Here is a 19,547-nt window from a genome sequence, read left to right on the forward strand (position 1 = left end):
AAGGAGGATGAACCTCGGCCCCGGACCGGTATCGAGCGATGATCGAGCCTCTTACGCTGGCGGCGTTACCCTTCCTCATGCTCGCGGCAGGGGCGGGTTTCCTCCTCGGGTGGTGGATCCGTGGCCGACACATCACCGGGCGAGAGCTGACGCTCAAGCGAAACTTCGACAATCGCGTCGCCGCCGTCGAGGACGACGCGCGGCGCGTGCTGGAACGGGTGAAGGCCTCTTCCGCCGCTCGTCGGAAGAGGCTGGAGGCCGAACGCGACCGGCTCCACGCACGTCTGTCGAGATTCGAGACCAGAGGGCGGGCGCCCGCAAGACCGCAGCAGGCGGCGAGGGGGGCGGGGAAAGAGCGTTTCCGTTCCCGTCCGTCCGGCTCTGCCGCCGCCCAGGCGCCGAGAGAGACCGACGATCTGGAGCGGATCAAGGGGATCGGGCCCGCCTTCGAGAGGCGGCTCCGGGAGCTGGGCCATAAGACGTATCGGGATATTGCTCTGTGGAGCGCCCGGGACATCGACGAGCTGGGTGAGGGGTTCGGGGCGCGCGTCCGGCTGACCGAGTGGTCCGCCCGCGCGGCCGAACTTCATCGCGACAAATACGGCACGGAGCCCTGACCGGGAACCGTCAGAGCGCGAGCACGATCCCGTACGCCGGCTCCCCCGTCGCCCGCCGCACGGCCTCGACATACAAGCCGACCTGCGCCTCATACGCGGCGCGGCCTTCCCCCACTCGCCGATCCGTCTTGTAGTCGACCACCACCCAGCGCGCTTCCGACCCGTCAATCTCCCGAAAGGCGAGATCCGCGACCCCCTCGACGACGGCCCCGCCTTCGTTCGCCTGGAAGACCGGGACCTCGCGCCGCACCGCGCCGGAGTCGAGGGCCGCAGCGGCGCGGGCCCGCCTCAGGACCTCGTGTTCGAGGACGCGCGCGGCGAGGGTGCCGGCCGCGGCGATCTCGGTCGCCGAGCTCCCCGGACCCCGGCCCAGGACTGCGGCCAGTCGACCGACCTCCTCGGCCTCCGCGTCGAGGGGTGCCTCCGCCAGAATCCGGTGCACGAGCGTGCCGAAGTTCTCGCCCCCGGGGCGCCCGTCCCCGTCCGGACCCTCGTCGGGAGGACGGGGGACGGCGATCCACTCGACTTCGATTCCGGAGGCGAGCGGCGTCCCCGCCTCGGCCGCCGCGCGCGCCACCGCCTTGGCGGTGCTGACCTGCATCAACGCGCTTCGCCCGGCCCCGAGACTCGTCTCGCGGGCGGCCTGCCACGCCTCGTGCGCGCGGCGTCCCGCCTCGACATCGAACGTGTGCTGCTCCTGCCTCTCGACATCGAGGAGCCGCTTCTGGCGTTCTCCGGCGAGCGCGTCGGCCTCGCGGTGGAGGAGGGCCGGGTCCCACCACACGACCGGAGTCCCGGCCTCGGACACGTGAACGCCCGGCGCGACGGATTCGCGCGGCGTGGGCCGGCGCTCGCCGTGTCTGTCCAGACGCTCGAGGACCGACTCGGTGCCGAAGGCAGGGACCCCCAGCGCCTCCGCGGAGGCCGGCTCGCGACGGGCTCCAGGCGGGGGGTATACGGCGCGGTTCATTGAATCGAGCCACCACTCGCCGTCTGCGCCGGAGGTCCCTCCCTCGCCATCGCGCCCGTCCCCGAGCGCCGGGACCACCAGCAGGTCGCGGGCGCGGGTCGCCGCCACGTAGGCCAGCCGGTCGGCTTCGGCCATGTCCCGTCTCCGCTCGAGGTCCCGGTTGTCGAGCAGGTCCCGCGGCGGCGCGCCGCACAGCGGCTGGACCCACAACCCCTTCGCCGCGTCCACATGGCGCGTGGGCGTCTCGAACGTCGCGTTGCAGGTCATGTCGGCGAGGAGGACGACCGGGAACTCGAGGCCCTTGGCCTTGTGCACGGTCATCATCCGCACGCCTTCGGTCCCCTCCTCGACGATCGGGGCCTCCTCGGCCTGGCCGCGCTCCGCTTCGTCCTCGAGACGATGGAGGAAGGCCCGGAAGGAGGGGGCTCCACTGCGCTCGAAGGCTCGCGCCCGGTCGACGACCCGGAGCACGTTGGCGAGCGCCTGTTCACCCGTGGGCCAGATCGCGATGCCCGCATGCGCGCGCGCGGTCCCGAGCAGCCGAAGGATGGTCTCCGGCAGGGGTCGGTGGTTCCGGAACCGGTGAAGTTCCCCGAGGAGTTCCAGGACCTCGGCCACGGCCCGCAACTCGGGCTTGAGGTCCGTCACCTGATCGGCGCGGTCCCCTTCCCCCCAACCGGCGAGCGGGTGAAGCGGGCCCACTTCGGCGCCGAACTCGAACAGCGCGCGGTCCCCGAGCGAGAAGAGCGGACCTCGGAGCGCCGCATAGACGGACAGGCGGTCGTCCGGCCATTCGATCGCCGTGAGCGCGTTCCGGACCGCCAGCACCTCCTCACGGTCGTAGTACGATCGTCCGCCGACCAGGACGTGGGGGATCGCCCGGGCTTCGAGCGCGCGCACGTAGGGTCTCGTGACGTCATCACCCCACATCTGGAAGCGCCGGAAGAGGAGACAGACGTGCCGGGGCTGGACGGGGACCGGGACCCCCGGCCGCTCCCGGTCCGTCACGGTCCAGTTCGACTCGCGGACCAGCCATTCGACGAATGCTCCGACCGCGACGGGAAGGGATTCCTCGATCGCACGCTTCCAGATCGAACCGTAACTGCCATAGGGTTCCGGCACCGGGAGCGCGATGATGGTCGGTTGCCCCTCGAGATCCTCCCGGTACGGAGCGAGCGGCACATACCGCGCCTGGCTGCCGTCTTCGGTCGCGATCATCCGCGTCTCGAAGGCCCCGTTCACGGCCGCCTGGAGCCGCGGCTGGGACCGGAAGCTCGTCGACAGATGCAGGACCCTGGCGTCCGCCCCGGCAAGGCGGCGTTTCGTCCGCTCGTACAGCATCACGTCGGCCCGGCGGAACCGGTATATCGACTGTTTCGGATCGCCGACGACGAACAGCTTCCCCCGAACGGGGATGAGTCGCTCCGGATGCGCGTCGTCCGGATCGTCGCTGCACAGGAGGAGGAGGATCTCGACCTGGAGCGGGTCGGTGTCCTGGAACTCGTCCACGAAGAAGTGGGTGAACCGGCTCCGATAGTGCCCGCGTATCCCGGCGTCGTCGCGCAGGAGGTCACGTGAGCGGATCAGGAGGTCCACGAAGTCGAGACGACCTTCCCGCCGTTTGACTTCCTCGTACGCGTGCGTCACCGGCCACAGCTCCTCGCGGAGGTCCGCCGCCAGATCGGCGTCCGCCAGCGCGAGGATGCGTTCGAGTTCGGCCTTCACGCCGTCCCGCCGCGCGATCACGTCGGTTTTCGCGAGGCCGGCCCCGAACTCCCGGGAGCGAAAGCCGCGCCAGTTCCAGCCGCGCCAGCGCTCGCGCACGAACCTTCGAAGCCATGCCTCCAGCTGGTCGTAGTCGCGCCCGCGGACCTCTTCGCGCAGATCCAGTTCGCGCACCCGGCTCTCGATATGGCGCAGATTCCGCGTCAGGTAGTCGTCCTGTCGCGCGCCGCGCGGAGCCAGGTCCGCGAGCGCCCGCAGGAGATCCACGGCGCGGTCGAGTTCGGCTGCGCGGTCCCATGCGGGGCGGGACCAGGCCGCATCGAAGTCGCGCTGGTCGACGAGGCGGCCCGCCGCCCGGCGCAACGCGGCGCGCGGGCCGCCCGAGTTCCGGGCGTAGCCCCGGCGCAGCGCACGGCGGACTCCGGGGGGCGGATCGGCGAGCGCCTCCCGGAACCAGCGCTCGAACGCGACGTCGAGAAACCGTCCGGCCTCGTCCTCCGCGGCGACATGGAAAGCCGGATCCACCCCGGCCTCGACCGGCCGCTCGCGCAGAAGATCGGCACAGAAGCCGTGGATGGTCCCGATATGCGCGAGTTCGAGTTGCTCCAGCGCGCGAGCGAGGTTGTCGCGGGCCGGACCCGGTTCCGCGCCCGCGCGGGCGGCTTCGATGTCGCCGCGCAAGCGGAGCTTCATCTCGCCCGCGGCCTTCTCCGTGAAGGTCACCGCGACGATGTCCTCGAGCGTCCCGCGCCCGTGTTTCAGCACCTCCACGATCCGCCCGACGAGCGCCGTCGTCTTGCCGGTCCCCGCGGCCGCCTCGACGAAGAGCGTCTCATCGAGATCGCTCAGGATCGCGTCGCGCGCGTCCTGATCGGCGAGTCGCGCGGGCCGGTTCACGGGCATTCCCTGAGACGCCGGAGTTCGACGGGCGCGGGCTTGCGCCTGACGCGGCGCTCCTCATCCGGCCCGCACACCGGCCGATAGTCGCACCACCTGCACGCGCCCTCGCGCGGCAGGGCCGGGAACCGTCCGGCCGCGAAGGCGTTGAGGACGACGTCGCTCAGGAGCCCCGCCGCCTCGCTCGCCCGCTCGTCCAGCCGCACCGAGTGATCCCTGAACTCGCCATCGGTGGTGCAGTAGTAGAGCCGGCCCGAATCCACCCGGGCGTTCGGGAACAGAGCCTGGACCGCGAGCCCGTACAGGACCGGCTGGAGCAGTTCGCCCCCCTGGATGATCGCGCCCGGCTTCGCCCGGTGGCGCCCCGTCTTGTGATCCGTGACGCGAAGCACGCCGTCCGCCGTGCGTTCGACGAGGTCGATGGCGCCCCGAAGCTTGAGTCCGGTCTCGAGTTCGATCGGTTCCAGGACGGAGTGCGCGTCGCGATCCGGATCTCGCGGAAGCCCGAACGAGAGCTCGAAGCGCCACGGCTCGAAGGGCGTCCGCCGAAGACTCTCGCGCTGCAGCCATTCGCGCAGATCGAGACGGATGGACTCGATCCCGTCGTCCCAGACCCGGTCGATCGCGGGCACGAGCCGATCCTTGAAGTCCGCCGCGACGCTCTCCAGCACCTCCTCCAGAAGCTCCAGGACCGGCGCGAGGTTCCGGGGGACCACCGGCAACAGGGGCCGGCCCTCTTCGCTCTCGGCCTGCAGCCGCGTGAGCAGTTCGAACTGGACCTGATGCACGAGCGAGCCTCGCTGGAGCGGGTCGAGCGCCTCGATGCCGACGGGTGCCTCGCGCGGACGCAGTCCCTGGATGGCGTGCAGGTAGAACCGGTAGGGACAGGCGGCGAAGTGCTGCAGGGACGTGACCGAATAGGGGCGTGCGGCGGGCGACCGATCGGCCAGGGTGGCCGCCGCCTCCTCCGGCAACTGCACCAGACCGTCCGCCCATGTCCAGCGGGGAACCTCCCACCGGTAGGCGCGAAACCGGAGGGCGCGCGCCAGATGAGGGTTCGCGTGCAGCAGATGCCCCGCGGCCCTCACCGCGCGGTCGCCGCGGAGGCCGAGGTGATCCAGGACCGCGAGATCGTATTCGGCTTCGTCGATCGCCTTCTCGCGCGACTTGGGAGCCGGCCAGCCGATCCGCGCGTCCGACACATCCTCCGCCCGCTTGGCGAGTTCCTCGAAACCCGGCAGCCGTCCCTCCGACGCGTGCACGGCCTCGAGCGCGTAGAAGGAGGGGACCCGGGGCCTCGCCTTCATCGCCTCGATGCGGGGATACGAGAGGACGACCTGCTCCCTTGCCGCGCCGGCGGCGAGCCGAAAGGCGAGCCGCTCGTTCGCGACCCGGTCCGCGTTCGTCGCGAGTCGATTCGGCGCCAGGGCTCGCCGGACCTCGTCCAGGAGAATCGGATCCTCCGCGATCTTGGGCGGAAACACCCGTTCGGCCATGCCGGGGACGAACACCACGTCGAACGCGAGCCCGCGAGCCGCGTCGATCGAACCGACGAAGACGCGGCCGTAGCGATGGGCGCCCGGAGGGGAGGTGATCTCGCCCAGCCGCGACCCGAGCACCCGCAGCACTTCGTCCAGTTCGACCGGACCCACGGGCCCCAGCGGCCCCAACCGGGACAGGGCCGCGAGCACGTTCTCCGGATGGCGAAGCGAGCGGCTCGCGAGCGCGCTCAACGCGGTCAGCCACTCGCTCCAGAGCGCCTCGCCGGGCAGCGCGGAGAGGTCGGCCAGCAGGGGCAACGCGTAGTCCCTCAGGCAGGCGAGGTTGGCCAGCGACCGATCGATGCGCTCGATACGCGGATCGTCGGGATTCTCGTCCGCCAGCGCCGCGCGCTTGAGGTCGAGTTCCGCCGCGAGGCCGTGGAGCCGTCGCTCCCAGCGATCCAGCCCGCCCACGACGGCCGCTTCGACGAGCAAGTCTTCCCAGCGGCGGGGCACCCGCCGAGGCTCTTCTCCGTCCGCGGGGTCCGGCACTTCACCGATCGATACGTACTCGGCGAAGCGCAGGGCCGAAAAGTCCTCCGCCCGGCAGCGCAGCAGGGCGAGGAAGGCCCGCCCCGCGGGATCGGGGCGCCGCAGGCCGGCGGCGAACCACGCGGGGATGCGGGCGCGGTCCAGCGCTTCCTCCAGGTAGGGTCGATAATCCTCCGGCCGGCGAAGGAGGATGGCGCAGCGGTCGAACGGAGTCCCCGCCTCGGCGAGGGAGAGGAGCCGCCGCGCGATCTCGACTGCCTCCCGCCCCTCCCCGGGCGCCGAGAAGACCGTCAGGGCCTCGTCCGGCTCGTGCGGGACCGGCGCCGACTCGAACAGATGCGTGTGTAGACGACCGATCGCGCCGCCCGCAGCGGGTGGCATCCGCGAGGCATCGAGCGGCTGCGCCCCGGTCCGCCGCAGCGCGGCCAGCGTGCGGGGGTCTCCTTCCGCGACCGTGGCCAGCACGTCCGGACTTCGTCCGACCAGGGCCCGCACGAATCGCACCTCCAGTTCCGTCCAGATCCGCGCGTCGAGGACCAGCAGCGGCCGCCCCAGGGCCGGGTGGCGAAGACCGGGGTCGCCCAGCGCCCCCGTCGCGGCCTCGAGGAGGCCGGCCCGGTCCGTCAGCCCGGCCGCGCTCCACTCCGCCTCGACCGCACGGGCGAACGCGGCCAACTCGGCGTCGGCCCCGGCCACCCCCGCCGGCGCGATGCCCGCCATCCGCAGTTCGTGCAGCGCTCGGCCCATCGCACGGATGAAGCCCGGCGTGTCGGACACGCGCGCGAGGCGGCCGAGTTCCTCCGGGTCGAGCCGCATCAGGGCCCGGGCGATGATGGCGTCGCGCGCAACCCCATCCCCGACCGCGAGGCGGGAAGCGGCGAGGGGCACGAGGCCGAGTTCCCCGGCGAGGAGTGAGAGCGTCGTGCGGCGCCAACCCATCGCGGCCCCCGCCGCCCGAGCCGCACGCAGCACGAGTTCGTGCGGGCCTGCGAGGGTCTCTCCGATGATCGTCACCTCGGCACCGGGCGGCCTCGCCTCGAGCCAGCCTCGCGCGGCGGCGAGGCGCACGGCGGCGGTGGGGGAGACGATGAACTCGGCGGATGGCGCGGACATGGGCACAACCTAGCGCCATGGCAGCAAGCCGCCATCAACCGGCGCCCGCCGGTCCCCGCTTGACGGCGCCGAGTCCGCCCGGCGATCCTCAGGAGCAGGATCCGTTTCGGGGCCGGTGGGTCGCTTCGCGCCCCGAAAGTCGCGGTCGGCGCCCGGGTGTCGCGCTATCCGGGGCGCCGGACGACCCTCACCGTGAGCGGGGTGGCATGACGGAAGGCGCGCGCTGTGGCACCGCGCTTCACGAGTCGGCGCACGCGGCGACGATCCGCGGGATGATCGCTGCAGCCCCGCCCTTTCGCCCGGGTGCATCGGCCCCCGAACTCGTCGAGGAGTTCGCGACTCCCGCGAACCGCATGCCCGCCTTCCTCGCCCTCCATGAGCGCGGGGAGAAGGTCCTGCCCCACATCCGGGCCGGCCTCCGGCACCCCGACTGGCAGGTGCGCCGTTGGTGCGCCCTGTTCGCCGACACCTTCGCGGACGCGGAGACCCTTCGCGCCCTGGTTCCTCTCCTCGGCGATCCGAAGAGCCAGGTGCGCCTGTGGGCCGTTCATTCGCTCGCCTGCGAGACCTGCAAGGACGGCCCGAACCCCGTCGATCCGATCCCGCTTCTGCTCGAGCGGATCGCGACGGACGAGAGCCTCAGGGTGCGACGGCAGGCGGTCGCCATGCTCGCCCACCATCTCGCGCCCGACCCGCGCGTGACCTCCATCTTCCGGACAATTCTCGCGGAGGAAGAGGACCGGAAGCTCCGGCTTCACGCGGAGGAGGGCCTGAAGCGCTACAGCGCCGCCGCGACGGCGGCATCGGGAGGTGCACCGTCATGAGAACTCCGCCGGACCCGGGAGCGCCCGGCCGCGAAGGCTCGATCGAGCGACGCGACTTCCTGCGGGGCGCCGCGCTGGCCGGCACCGGACTGGCCCTGGGCTGCCGTACGGACGCCGGGCGGGCGGAGCGTGGCGCCGTCGATCGCCTGCCGCCCACGGGATCCGACGCGGCGTCGGCGCCCCCGCTGCTCATCCACGGGGCGAGCGTCTTCGACACCCGAACCGGCTCCATGCGCCCCGACACCAGCGTCCTCGTCCGGGACGGCCGCATCGAGGCCGTGGCCGCCGCGGCCGAACTCGGCCCCGGCAGCGACGCCGCGGAGGGCGCCACGCGGGTCGACGGCGCCGGCCTCTTCCTCCTCCCCGGCCTCATCGACGCGCACGTCCACGTCAGCCACATCCTCTACCAGTCGCACATGACGGGCGACGAGGTCCTTCCGTTCTATCTCGGCCACGGGGTCACCTCGATCCGCAGCACGGGCGACAACGTCCCGGCCCAGCGCCTCGTCGAACTCTTCGCGGACGAGCACCCGGAGATGTCGCCCAACGTCTTCCGGTGCAGCTTCCTGATCGACGGCGATCCCCCCTGGCACCCGGACGTCGGCTGGGCGCTCCGGACGCCCAAGGAGGTCGAACCCTTCGTGGCGGACATGGCGGCGTGGGGTGTGAAGACGCTGAAGGTCTACGTGGGCACGGGGAGGGAGATCGGACGGCGCGTGATCGAGGTCGGACACGAGCACGGCCTCGTCGTCACCGGACACCTCCTCGATTACCACACGGCGGACGCGGTGCGCGACGGTCTCGACTGCATCGAACACATCTACACGGTGTCGAACTTCCTCCTCGACGATCCGGAGGACCGGCATTCCATCAACCTGGATTCGGACGAGTGCCGCCGCCTCGTCGACCTCATCGCCGAACACGAGGTCCGCGTCGATCCGACGCTGATGGTCTTCTGGGGGACGCTGCTGTTCATGGACCTCCCGGAGGTCTACGGACATCCCGACCACGATCCGATGCCGGCCCGGCTCAAGGCCTTCTGGGACCGCGACCGTGAGGCGCGCATCCTCGACTGGGGCGCGGCCCCCCTGTCCGTACGGGAGGGGACGTGGGAGAAATACCTGCGCCTCACCGGGATGCTTCGCGACGCGGGCGTTCGGCTGCTCGTGGGGACCGACGCGCCGGAACCGCAGGTCGCTCCGGGGGCCTCGTTGCACCATGAGATGGAATTCCTCGTCGATGCCGGACTCTCGCCGGGAGAGGCCCTCACGGCGGCGACGCTCGAGAACGCGCGCATCCTGAGGGAGGAGGAGAACCGGGGTTCGATCGAGCCGGATCTCGTCGCCGACCTCGTCCTCCTGGAGGCCGACCCCCTCGACGAGATCCGGAACACGCGGCGCATTCGGAGCGTCGTCCGTGACGGACGCCTGCTCGACCCGGCCCGTATTCTCGCCGCGGCGCCGACCCAGTGACCCCGCGACCGGAGGCTCCCGTGTCCTCAGCCCGGCTCAAAATCCCGCTCGCGCTCCTCGCCGGGGCGTGGGCGCTCGTCCCCGCGGCCCGTTCGCTCGCCGGCCAGGAGATCACGCTCATCGCGGTCGGCGACATCGAGTGGTCCCGCACGACCAAGGCGCCCTCGATGTTCTACGACGCCTCGCAGCGGGGCGGCAGCGGCGTCCTGTGGGACCGGGAGGACGGCTGGATCCGCGTTCCCTACGCCGCGACCCCGGAATCACAGGCCCTCCTCGAGGCGGATCTCGGCACCACCCTCATCAGCGAGAACGCGCATCACCTGAGGGCGCACCATTACGGGCTCTCGTTCGACGACCGCACGGAGGAGGCCCGCCATCCGCTGCGCCGCGCCGCCGACCTTCTGCGCGCGGCGGACATCGCGTTCGCGAACCTCGAGACCCCGATCTCCGACGACGCGCGCTGGAGCGGCGCCTTCCGCACCCCCTCCGCGTTCGCCGACGCCCTCGCCTGGGCCGGCATGGACGTCGTCGCTACGGCCAACAACCACGCGCTGGACGCCGAGGGCGACGGGCTGCTCGACACGATCCACCATCTGAGCCGGGCCGGGGTCGGCCACGCCGGGACCGGGCGCGACCTGGAGGATGCCCGCCGCCCGTACGTCCTGGAGCGCCGAGGCCTCCGCATCGCGTTCCTCGCCTACGCCCAGTTCGTCAACGACGGTGGCTCCTCGTTCGCGACCCCGGACCAGTCGGGCGTCGCCCCGATGGACCCGCTCCTGATTCGCGAGGACATCGCCCGCGTCCGCGACCAGGCGGACCTCGTGCTGGTGAGCTTTCACTGGGGGATCGAGAACAGCCAGGATGTCCACCCCGGAATGCGCGCCTTCGCGTACGAGGTCCTCGACGCCGGAGCGGACGCGATCCTGGGCCATCATCCCCACATGCCGCGGGGGATCGAGGTCCGGGACGGGAAGCCGATCGTCTACTCGATGGGCAATTTCATCTTCGGCCACGGTCACGACTACTGGATGGACAACATCGCCGTCCGCCTGCACATGGGGCCGGACGGCGTGGCCCGGGTCGACGTCCTCCCCCTCGCCGGACGCGGAGACGACCTCTCGCAGCCGTACGTCCTCGAGGGCGACGCCGCCCGCACGCTGCTCGAAGACATCCGGACGCGGTCTGCCGAGTTGGGGACCACCCTCCGCATCGAAGGGGACGAGGGCGTCATCGACATCGGACGTTGATGGGGCCAAGTTTCGAACCCCATTCAGGAGCAGAACGATCAGGAGCGAAATGATGAAGACACGGCTCTGGACGCTTATCCTCCCTCTCGCGGCGGGACTCGCCTGCGCGCAGGCGGACTCCGGCGATTCGCCGGACGGCGCGGTCGAACTCGCGGCCCTCGACGCCGTGTTCGCCGAATACGCCGATCCCGACGGGCCCGGCTGCGCCTTCGCGGTCTCGATGGACGGACAGCAGGTGATGGCGCGCGCCTACGGGATGGCCAACCTCGAGTGGGACATCCCGAACACGCCCGAGACCGTGTTCGAACCGGGGTCGGTGTCGAAGCAGTTCACGGCGGCGGCGACGGTCCTGCTCGCGCTCGATGGAGCGATCGATCTCGACGACGACATCCGGGAGTACTTCCCCGAGATGCCCGACTACGGCGAGCCGATCACCGTGCGCATGCTGGTCCATCACACGAGCGGGCTGCGCGACTGGGGGTCGGTCGCCGGCATCGAGGGCTGGGCGCGCACGACGCGTATCCACACACACAAGCACGCGCTCGACATCGCCAGCCGGCAGCTGGCGCTGAACTACGAGCCGGGCCTCTACTACTCGTACACGAACACCGGGTACAACCTCCAGGCGATGCTCGTGGAGCGCGTAACCGGCCAGACCTTCGACGAGTTCTCGCAGGAGCGGATCTTCGGGCCGCTCGGGATGACGAAGACGCAGTGGCGCGACGACTTCACGGAGATCGTGGAGGAGCGCTCCGTCGGATACACGCCGGGGGAGGACGGCGAATGGCACATGCTGATGCCGTTCGAGAACGTGCACGGGAACGGCGGCCTGCTCACGACGGTGGGGGACCTGCTCAGGTTCACCCGCAACCTGGACACGGGTGATGTGGGCGGCCCCGAATTCATCCGTCTCATGCACGAACAGGGTACGCTCTCGACGGGGCGGCAGATCAGCTACGCCGGCGGACTCTTCGTCGGCGAATACAAGGGCGTGCGCGAAGTCCAGCACTCCGGAGGGACCGCGGCGTACCGTGGCTTCCTGACCCGCTACCCGGACCACGGCGTGTCCGTGTCCGTGATGTGCAACGCGGGGCCGGCCAACCCCGGGCGACTCGCCCGCGAGGTGGCCGAACTGTACCTCGGCGACGCCATCAGCGAGGAATCCCAGGGCGGCGACGTGGCGGGCGTGGAACTCGACCCGGCCCGCGTCGCCGCCCTCGCCGGCGGATTCCGGGACACCCGCACCGGGCAGTTCATGGAGCTGACGGCGGACGGTTCGTCCCTGCGCGTGGGCGGCGGACTCGGGGGCCTGGAGCTCACGCCCGTCAGCGAGACGGAGTTCGTCTCCCCGAACGGCGTATCCATCGCGTTCGAGGGAACCGGGGAGGGCGGGAGACCCGCCGCGATCATGAACACGCCGGTGGCCGATAACGTGCGCATCGAGCCGGTGGGCGCGTTCGCGCCCACGGCGGCCGACCTCGCCGCCTATGTCGGGGCCTACCACAGCGACGAGGCCGAGGTCACGTACTGGGTGGAGATCGAGGACGGAAACCTGATGCTCAAGGACCGCTACGGGGACGGCGAGGCACTCGAGCCCGTCTATCCCGACGCGTTCACCCGGGGAGGCTCGACGTACATCTTCCACCGGGGCGAGGGGGGCCGCGTCGCGCAGGCGAGCCTGAGCCAGGGCCGGGTCTGGGACCTCCGCTTCGAACGGGTCGAGTAGCGCGGAGGGCTCGCGCGTCAGATCTCGACGGGGCGCGTGCGGGCACCGACGATGAAGCCACGGCTCTGGACGCTCATCCTTCCCCTCGCCGCGGGACTCGCCTGCGCGGACGCAAACCCCGGAGACTCGAGGGGAGACACGGTCGACCTGGCGGCTCTCGACGCCGTGTTCTCCGACTTCGCCGACCCGGAGGGACCGGGGTGCGCCTTCGCCGTCGCGAGAGACGGACAGCAGGTGATGGCGCGCGCGTACGGCCAGGCCAACTTGGAATGGGACATCCCGAACACGCCGGAGACCGTGTTCGAACCGGGGTCGGTCTCGAAGCAGTTCACCGCCGCGGCCACGATCCTGCTCGCGCTCGATGGACGGATCGATCTCGACGACGACATCCGCGAGTACTTCCCCGAGGACACGGGCGACGTGGGCGGCCCGGAATTCATCCGTCTGATGCACGACGAAGGAACGCTCGACTCGGGTCGGCGGATCGGCTATGCCGGCGGGCTCCGCGTGGGCGAGTACAAGGGGGTGCGCGAAGTCTGGCACTCCGGGTCGACGGCCGCGTACCGGGGTTTCCTGACCCGCTATCCCGATCACGGTGTGGCCGTGTCCCTCATGTGCAACGCGCGCGAGGCCGACTCGCAAGGACTCGCCCGGCAGGTGGCAGAACTCTACCTCGCCGACGCTATCACCGAGGCGTCCCCCGCCGATCCGGCAGGGGTGGATGTCGATCCGGCACGGGTCGCCGCCTTCGCCGGAGGATACCGGGACACACGAACGGGACAGTATCTGGAACTGACGGCGGACGGTTCGTCGCTGCGCCTGGGCGGAGGCATGCAGGGGCTTCAGCTCATGGCGGCGAGCGAGACTGAGTTCACATCACCGGCGGTCGTGTCCATCGCGTTCGAGGCGGGGGCGGAGGGTGGGCGACCCGCTGCGATCATGAACACACCGGGCGCCGTGGACGTGCGCATCGAACCGGTCGGTGAGTTCTCGCCGACGGCGGCCGACCTGGCCGACTACGTCGGGGCCTACCGCAGTGACGAGGCCGAGGTCACGTACTGGCTCGAGGTGGAGGACGGGAGCCTGGTGCTCAAGGACCGCTATGGCGACGGCGAGGCGCTCGACCCCGTCTACCCCGACGCGTTCACCCAGGGGGGACCACCTACATCTTCCACCGGGGCGACGGGGGACGCGTCACCGAGGCGAGTCTCAGCCAGGGACGTGTCTGGGATCTGCGATTCGACCGGATCCAGTAGCCGGATCCAGTAGCCGGATCCAGTAGCGATCGCCACTTCCGCCGCCAGCGCTCCAGCTCCGGCGGCGGCACCCGGATCTCCCGGCTCACCTCGCCGATGTCCTCGCCGCGAAGCAGCCGCACCACGACCTCCGCCTTCCGCCCCGCGCTCCAGCGCTTCGGCAGACCCTCGCTCCCGGTCTCCGTCGGCTTCTCCGACATCCTCGCACCCCCTCTCTCCAGACCCCGTAACGTTGAACCGTGCTAAACGGGTGTCCAGAAAAACCGGGTGCGCTATAACGGTCGCGATCACTTCCGCTCCGCCCAGGGTGGCGATCTGGACAGCCAGATGGCCCACGGCCCCGGCGCCGCCCTGCACCAGAATTCGCTTCCCCCCGACCGGGCCGCCGCCGAACACGGCGTAGTGGGCCGTGGGCCGACCTCGAAACACCGCGTGTTGTAAAGAGATTCGAGGAAGAGGCCGCTAGTTGTGTGTGTGGTTGTTACCTGGCAACTGGGAGGGGTTTTCGCGGGATTCTCTAGCGGAGGAGCAGCTACCTATCTTGACCCATCCTCTTCCTGCTGATCTTCGATGGCGCTCGCGCTGCGAGCGTCGTCAAGCAGGATTTCCATAATGCGATCAAGACGGCCCTCGACGCGGCCCAAGTGGTTGCTGAGACGGGTTTCGACTCCCGTGATGCTGGTGTTCAAGCGGACTTCAGCTGCGGTGATGTCTTCCTTCAGCTCGGCTTCAGCTGCGGTGATGTCTTCCTTCAGCTCGGTTTCAACTGCCGCGATGTCGTCCTTCGTACTGCGCAGCATCGTCCACGTCAAACCGAACCACATGAGCAGCACCGTCGCGATGCCCGTGATCGGATGGCGCCACCACGCCGCTTTCGACGCGGGGTTGCTTGAACCCGGGACACTGGGCTCGGGAGTCTCTTCCGGGGCGGTCATTCCTCATCCTCTCTCAACCACTCCCACAGCGAACGAGAAGCGTGACCAGCATAGGACCGGTTGAGCTTGAACACGACCCCAGATATGAACCTCTCCTCGCCTTTAATTCCGGCAGCACGTGAAACATCCTCGGCGAGTTGCTTCGTTCGGACCAGAAAGGTCACGTCGTTGATTCGGTATACGTTGGTGGACTCGTATTTTTCGTTTAGGCCATCGCGGGTCCGGGCGTCCGGTTCCCGAAGCATGACAGCAAATGTATTCATCTCACCCCCTCCGAATCGATGGTTTTCAGCGGTCCCCTAGAAGAGGTTGGAGCGGCCCAACAACCACCCGTCATCAAACCATACACGGAAGTCTACGCGCGGGGTTCAACGGGCCGCAACGGCTCGAAGTTTCACCGTCGTGGGACGGGCTCGGCAGGCGTCGGGCGGGGATGCTCGCAGGGGCATGATGCCCGCGCAAGGGGGCTCACCGCCGCACCCCCGCGAAGACGCGGCGGTCCTTCTTCGGCTCGGGGGCGAGCCCCGAGGGGCCTCCAGTTCCCAGAACCGCAGCACCTCTCGCGCGGGACCCGTCGTCTCGTACCAGATCGCTTTCACCCGTCACCTCCGCGTCGCCGCAATGGGGCGCGCGCGGCGTCCGGGTGCAATGGGCCCCGCCGGCGCGGCGACCGTGTACATTCCCGGCGGAGTTCATTGCGCACCGATGTTCATTCGGGGAGAGAGACGACGTGAAGCTCGAGGGTACCGTCGCGCTCGTGACGGGTGGCGCCCGCCGGCTGGGACGCGCGTTGACGCTGGGCCTTGCAGAGGCGGGCTGCGACCTCTTCATCCACTACGGCACCTCGGCAGAGGCCGCCCGGCGAACGGCAGGCGAAGTACGAGCCCTGGGCCGCCGGGCCTCGACCGCCGCCGCGGATCTCACCGACCCGGCACAGATCGACCGCCTGTTCGAAGCGTTCGACGCATCCTTCGGGCGCCTGGACATCCTGGTAAATTCGGCAGCCAGCTTCGAGCGCACCCCGTTCGACGAAACGACGGTGGCGGACTGGGATGCCGTCCAGGCGCTGAACCTCCGCGCTCCCTTTCTCATGGCGCAGCGCGCCGCCCGCCGAATGCGTGCGGTCGCGGGCCGTCCCGGCAGCCGAGGGGAACTTCAGGCGCCCGGTGTCATACTCAACATGTCGGACATGGCTGGCGTCGCCGCCTGGAGGGGCTACACCGCTCACGGCGTGAGCAAGGCGGGGCTCGTCCACCTGACGGCGACGACCGCGAGGGAACTCGGCCCCGACGTGCGCGTAAATGTCATCGTACCCGGCCCGATCCTGCCGCCCGCGGGTGAGATGGCGGACGATCCGGGGTGGCGGCAGAAGGGTCTCCGGGTCCCTCTCGAGCGCACGGGCGACGCGGCGCATGTCGCGCACGCGGCAGTGTTTCTGGCCGAGAACGATTACGTGACGGGAGCGACGATCCACGTGGATGGCGGCGAGCACCTGCTACCGGGAGGAAGAGGCTGATGACGGCGTCCGACACCATCATCATCCGGGATCTCCTCGTCAGGGGGATCATCGGAGTCAACGACTGGGAACGCGAGAAGAAACAGGACATCGTGATCAACATGTCGCTGTCCGTGGATGCCCGGAACGCCGGCGAGTCGGACGACGTCGAGCACGTGCTCAACTATCGAACGCTCGCGAAGCGCGTGATCTCCCACATCGAGACGGCCGAGCCGTATCTGGTGGAGGCTCTCGCGCACCAGTTGGCGCGGATCGCGATCGTGGACTGCGGGGCGGAACGCGCGAGGGTGCGCGTGGAAAAGCCCGGCGCCCTGCGATACGCCCGATCGGTGGGGATTGAAATCGAGCGCTCGGCGTCGGACTACGCGTGAAGACCGTTCTCCTCGCTCTGGGCTCGAACATCGATCCGGAGCGCCATATGGTCGAAGCCCTGGACGCGCTCGACGCGTTGCTCGGCATTGAGGCGCTGTCGCCGATCTACGAGGCCGATGCGGTCGGAAGCCCCGAGACGCCCCGCTTTCTGAACGCGGCCGTGCGCCTCACGACCGAGCGCTCCCCAGGCGACTTGAAGTTCGGCGTGATCCGCCCGCTGGAGCGGCGTCTGGGCAGAGTCCGGACATCCGATCGAAACGCGCCCCGAACGATCGACATCGACATCGCGGCCGTAGAGGGGCTCGTCATCGATGATGACGACCTGCGCCTGCCTGATCCGGAGATCCTCACGCGGGCGCACCTGGCGCTGCCGCTCGCGGATGTGGCGCCGGGATTCCGGCACCCGACCGAGGGGGTGACGCTGGGCGAAATCGCCGCCCGTTTCCGGCACGAACAAGGGATTGCGAGACGCGATGATGTGCGGTGGCCGCGATCCTAGAGCCGCTGTACTTTCCGGCCCCATGATCCTGTCCGAGGCCCCCCGGTGAGGGGTATTCATCCCGCACCCGTGCGGGGCAAGAACGTCGCCCGAGTCCTTCCTCTGCTGGGCCTCCTCCTGGCGTCCGAAGTACGGGCGCAGGTCTCGCCACCCGGGAGTGCGGCCGACGCCGCGAGCACGATCATCGACACCGTCATCATCACTCGCCGGGACATTTTTGCGCCCGAAGAAGCGGCCAACAATATCATCTACCGGATCGGAAACGGTCTGCACGCGACGACGCAGCTGTGGGTCATCCGCCGCGAACTGCTCCTCGGACCCGGGGCGCCGTACGATTCCCTGCTGGCCGCCGAGAGCGAGCGCAACCTCCGCCGCCTCGGCCTCTTCGCCCGCGTCCGCGTGGATTCGGTGCAGGTCGACGGGAAGCGCGCCTTGAGGGTGGGAACACGGGATGCGTGGAGTCTGCAGCCGCGCTTCACGGGACGCCTCGCTTCGGATGGCACGTTGACCGGCACCTTCGGGGTCACCGAGGTCAACCTCGGGGGCACCGGCAACTCGATGCGGGCGTGGTACGTGAGGGAGACCGACCGCGACGGCATGGACCTCCGGCTCACGTCGAACCGGGTGGGGTTGACGCGGCTATCGGTCAGCGGAACCTGGCTGAACCTGTCGGATCGCGACGTCGTCGTGTGGAGAGTCTCGAACCCCTTCCGCTCTCTCTCGGATCGCTCAGCCTTCTACTACGAGGGACGGAGCTTCCAGGGGCGGATCCCACAGTACGTTCGAGACCGCCCGGACTCACTCCAGACGATCGAATGGCGGCGACGCGCGCTGATCAACCGGTTCACGGGCACACTCGCCCCGATCGCCAGCGCACGCGGGTTCGTGCGCGTGGGGGCCACGCTGGAGGTCCGCCACGAGGAGCACATGCGGCTGGAGAATCCCGAAGTGGATGTCGACAGCCTCTATGCGACGGTTCCGGACTCGGTCTACGGCCTGGTCGGCGCGTTCGTGGAGTGGCGGCGTGCCCGCTTCGAGCGCGTCGAACGCTTCAACGGCTTCGCGGAGGAGGACCAGGACCTCAGTCACCGCGTGTTCTTTTCGGCGAAGCTCGCCCATGAAGCCCTGGGCTACGAGTCGACGGGAGTGGGAGCCCGCCTCCTCCTTTCCTCGGGTACGCGCGCGGGATCGGCTCTTCTCAAGGGTCTGCTCGACGGTGGTGGCCTGTTCAACTCGGCGGGGCTCGATTCGGGCTACGTCTACGGCTCCGGAACGGCGGCGGTGCGCTCCACCGATCGTAACACCACGTTCCTGCGCGCCATCGGAGGGGTCCAGGAATCGCCCCGGCCAGGGTCCGAGCACGACATCGGCTTCCAGATCCTCCCCCGCCTGTGGGGACCGCATGCCTTCGTGGGTACCCGGACGGTCCAGGCGACGCTCGAACATCGCTCCTATCTCGTCGACAATTTCGCCAACCTGTTCGGACTCGGGGTGGGCGCGTTCGTCGACTACGGAGGGGCCTGGTACCCGGACCAGGACACGAGGCTGGGGGGCAACGTCGGGGTCACCGTGTTCGGCGGCTCCCCGCTGTCCTCGTTCGCGCAGGTGACGAACTTCAACGTGGGGTACCGCTTCGGCGGCGGGATCTCCGGCTCCGCGACATCGAGATGGGCCTTCAGCGCCGGCGGCGGCCTGCGATTCTGACCCCGCCCGCCGTCCCTTCCGTGAGAGTCAGGGCAGGAGAACACCGCCGGCGATGAGGAGTTGTTCACCCCCCCGCAGTTCGTACCTCAGTTCCACGAAGGGGGTGAATCCGACGAGCGGAAAGCGGAACCCGGCGGCGAGGTTGAGGCCGAAGAGGCTTTCGGAGGTTCCCTCGCCCTCATCGGACCTCCCATCGGACCTCCCATCGGACCCGGACGGGACCTCCCGCCAGGCAAAGTTCGCGCCACCGCCGATGTACGGGACGAGGTTCGTCACGCGGGCGATCGAAAGGTCCCCGAGCACGTTCACGTTGAGTTCCCGGTAGTCGTAGTCGCCTCCGGGGTCCCCCAGACCCGAATCGGGAAAGAAGTAGTCGAAGGAAGCGGCGACCCACACCCCCGGGGCGACCCAGGGGACGGTCGCCTGCGCGCGCGGGCCGAGTCCGAAGTCCGCGTCGTCCCCGAAGCTGACCTGTCCCCCGACCTTGATCTCCTGCCCCGCGAGCGGGACAGCGCCGAGAGCGATCGCCAGCGCGACCCCCGGCACGACTCGCAACGACCTCGACCTGCTTCGACGCATGCTCCCCTCCCTCTCTATACGGACTCGCGAGCGCGCGGGCGTCGGCGCGCGTACGCCCCACG

15 protein-coding genes are annotated in these 19,547 nt (G+C 69.8%); 10 read left to right on the plus strand and 5 right to left on the minus strand.

Going from position 1 to position 19,547, the window contains the following annotated elements; genetic code table 11:
* Positions 1-38 precede the first annotated feature (38 nt).
* Positions 39-617, plus strand: coding sequence for a hypothetical protein (locus tag ACPXY0_RS08680; protein WP_423930307.1), 579 nt, complete (start codon positions 39-41; stop codon positions 615-617).
* Between the two features lie 10 nt (positions 618-627).
* Here ACPXY0_RS08680 and ACPXY0_RS08685 read toward each other — a convergent pair whose 3' ends face one another.
* Positions 628-4,209: a UvrD-helicase domain-containing protein gene (locus ACPXY0_RS08685; protein WP_423930309.1), complete on the minus strand. Its 3,582-nt coding sequence runs from the start codon at positions 4,207-4,209 to the stop codon at positions 628-630.
* Positions 4,206-7,355 (minus strand): PD-(D/E)XK nuclease family protein, encoded by a 3,150-nt coding sequence (locus ACPXY0_RS08690; RefSeq protein WP_423930311.1) that lies wholly within the window; start codon positions 7,353-7,355, stop codon positions 4,206-4,208. Before ACPXY0_RS08690 ends, ACPXY0_RS08685 begins: the two co-directional genes overlap by 4 nt.
* 206 nt (positions 7,356-7,561) lie before the next feature.
* Between ACPXY0_RS08690 and ACPXY0_RS08695 the strand changes: the two genes are divergently transcribed.
* From ACPXY0_RS08695 to ACPXY0_RS08715, 5 genes are read left to right on the plus strand one after another with little or no spacing between them, the layout of a single operon-like run.
* A complete protein-coding gene (locus ACPXY0_RS08695) occupies positions 7,562-8,179 on the plus strand; it encodes a HEAT repeat domain-containing protein (RefSeq protein WP_423930313.1) in 618 nt (205 codons plus the stop codon).
* Positions 8,176-9,651, plus strand: a complete 1,476-nt coding sequence (locus ACPXY0_RS08700; protein ID WP_423930315.1) for an amidohydrolase family protein — start codon at positions 8,176-8,178, stop codon at positions 9,649-9,651. Before ACPXY0_RS08695 ends, ACPXY0_RS08700 begins: the two co-directional genes overlap by 4 nt.
* Positions 9,652-9,671: 20 nt before the next feature.
* Entirely contained in the window at positions 9,672-10,898 is a 1,227-nt protein-coding gene (locus ACPXY0_RS08705) for a CapA family protein (protein ID WP_423930317.1), read from the plus strand.
* A gap of 52 nt (positions 10,899-10,950) precedes the next feature.
* Positions 10,951-12,624: a serine hydrolase domain-containing protein gene (locus tag ACPXY0_RS08710; RefSeq protein WP_423930319.1), complete on the plus strand. Its 1,674-nt coding sequence runs from the start codon at positions 10,951-10,953 to the stop codon at positions 12,622-12,624.
* Between the two features lie 51 nt (positions 12,625-12,675).
* On the plus strand, positions 12,676-13,893 hold the full coding sequence (locus ACPXY0_RS08715; RefSeq protein ID WP_423930321.1) for a serine hydrolase domain-containing protein: 1,218 nt from the start codon (positions 12,676-12,678) through the stop codon (positions 13,891-13,893).
* A gap of 523 nt (positions 13,894-14,416) precedes the next feature.
* Here the strand turns inward: ACPXY0_RS08715 and ACPXY0_RS08720 are convergent.
* Together ACPXY0_RS08720 and ACPXY0_RS08725 are read right to left on the minus strand one after the other, a co-directional pair.
* On the minus strand, positions 14,417-14,815 hold the full coding sequence (locus ACPXY0_RS08720; RefSeq protein ID WP_423930323.1) for a hypothetical protein: 399 nt from the start codon (positions 14,813-14,815) through the stop codon (positions 14,417-14,419).
* Positions 14,812-15,078, minus strand: coding sequence for a hypothetical protein (locus tag ACPXY0_RS08725; protein WP_419942027.1), 267 nt, complete (start codon positions 15,076-15,078; stop codon positions 14,812-14,814). Before ACPXY0_RS08725 ends, ACPXY0_RS08720 begins: the two co-directional genes overlap by 4 nt.
* Positions 15,079-15,545: 467 nt before the next feature.
* Here ACPXY0_RS08725 and ACPXY0_RS08730 point away from each other — a divergent pair, with 467 nt between their 5' ends.
* From ACPXY0_RS08730 to ACPXY0_RS08745, 4 genes are read left to right on the plus strand one after another with little or no spacing between them, the layout of a single operon-like run.
* Positions 15,546-16,331, plus strand: a complete 786-nt coding sequence (locus ACPXY0_RS08730; RefSeq protein WP_423930325.1) for an SDR family NAD(P)-dependent oxidoreductase — start codon at positions 15,546-15,548, stop codon at positions 16,329-16,331.
* Positions 16,331-16,702, plus strand: coding sequence for a dihydroneopterin aldolase (folB, locus tag ACPXY0_RS08735; RefSeq protein ID WP_423930328.1), 372 nt, complete (start codon positions 16,331-16,333; stop codon positions 16,700-16,702). The genes ACPXY0_RS08730 and folB overlap by 1 nt, the downstream gene beginning before the upstream one ends.
* Positions 16,699-17,202 carry a 2-amino-4-hydroxy-6-hydroxymethyldihydropteridine diphosphokinase gene (folK, locus tag ACPXY0_RS08740; RefSeq protein ID WP_423930330.1) on the plus strand — a complete coding sequence of 168 codons (504 nt, stop codon included), beginning with the start codon at positions 16,699-16,701 and terminating at the stop codon, positions 17,200-17,202. The genes folB and folK overlap by 4 nt, the downstream gene beginning before the upstream one ends.
* Positions 17,203-17,247: 45 nt before the next feature.
* Positions 17,248-18,906, plus strand: a complete 1,659-nt coding sequence (locus tag ACPXY0_RS08745) for a hypothetical protein (RefSeq protein ID WP_423930332.1) — start codon at positions 17,248-17,250, stop codon at positions 18,904-18,906.
* Between the two features lie 27 nt (positions 18,907-18,933).
* Here ACPXY0_RS08745 and ACPXY0_RS08750 read toward each other — a convergent pair whose 3' ends face one another.
* Positions 18,934-19,485: a hypothetical protein gene (locus ACPXY0_RS08750; protein ID WP_423930334.1), complete on the minus strand. Its 552-nt coding sequence runs from the start codon at positions 19,483-19,485 to the stop codon at positions 18,934-18,936.
* Between the last annotated feature and the right edge of the window lie 62 nt (positions 19,486-19,547).

The sequence above is a fragment of the Candidatus Palauibacter sp. genome (assembly GCF_965237495.1).
Classification (GTDB): Bacteria; Gemmatimonadota; Gemmatimonadetes; order Palauibacterales; family Palauibacteraceae; genus Palauibacter.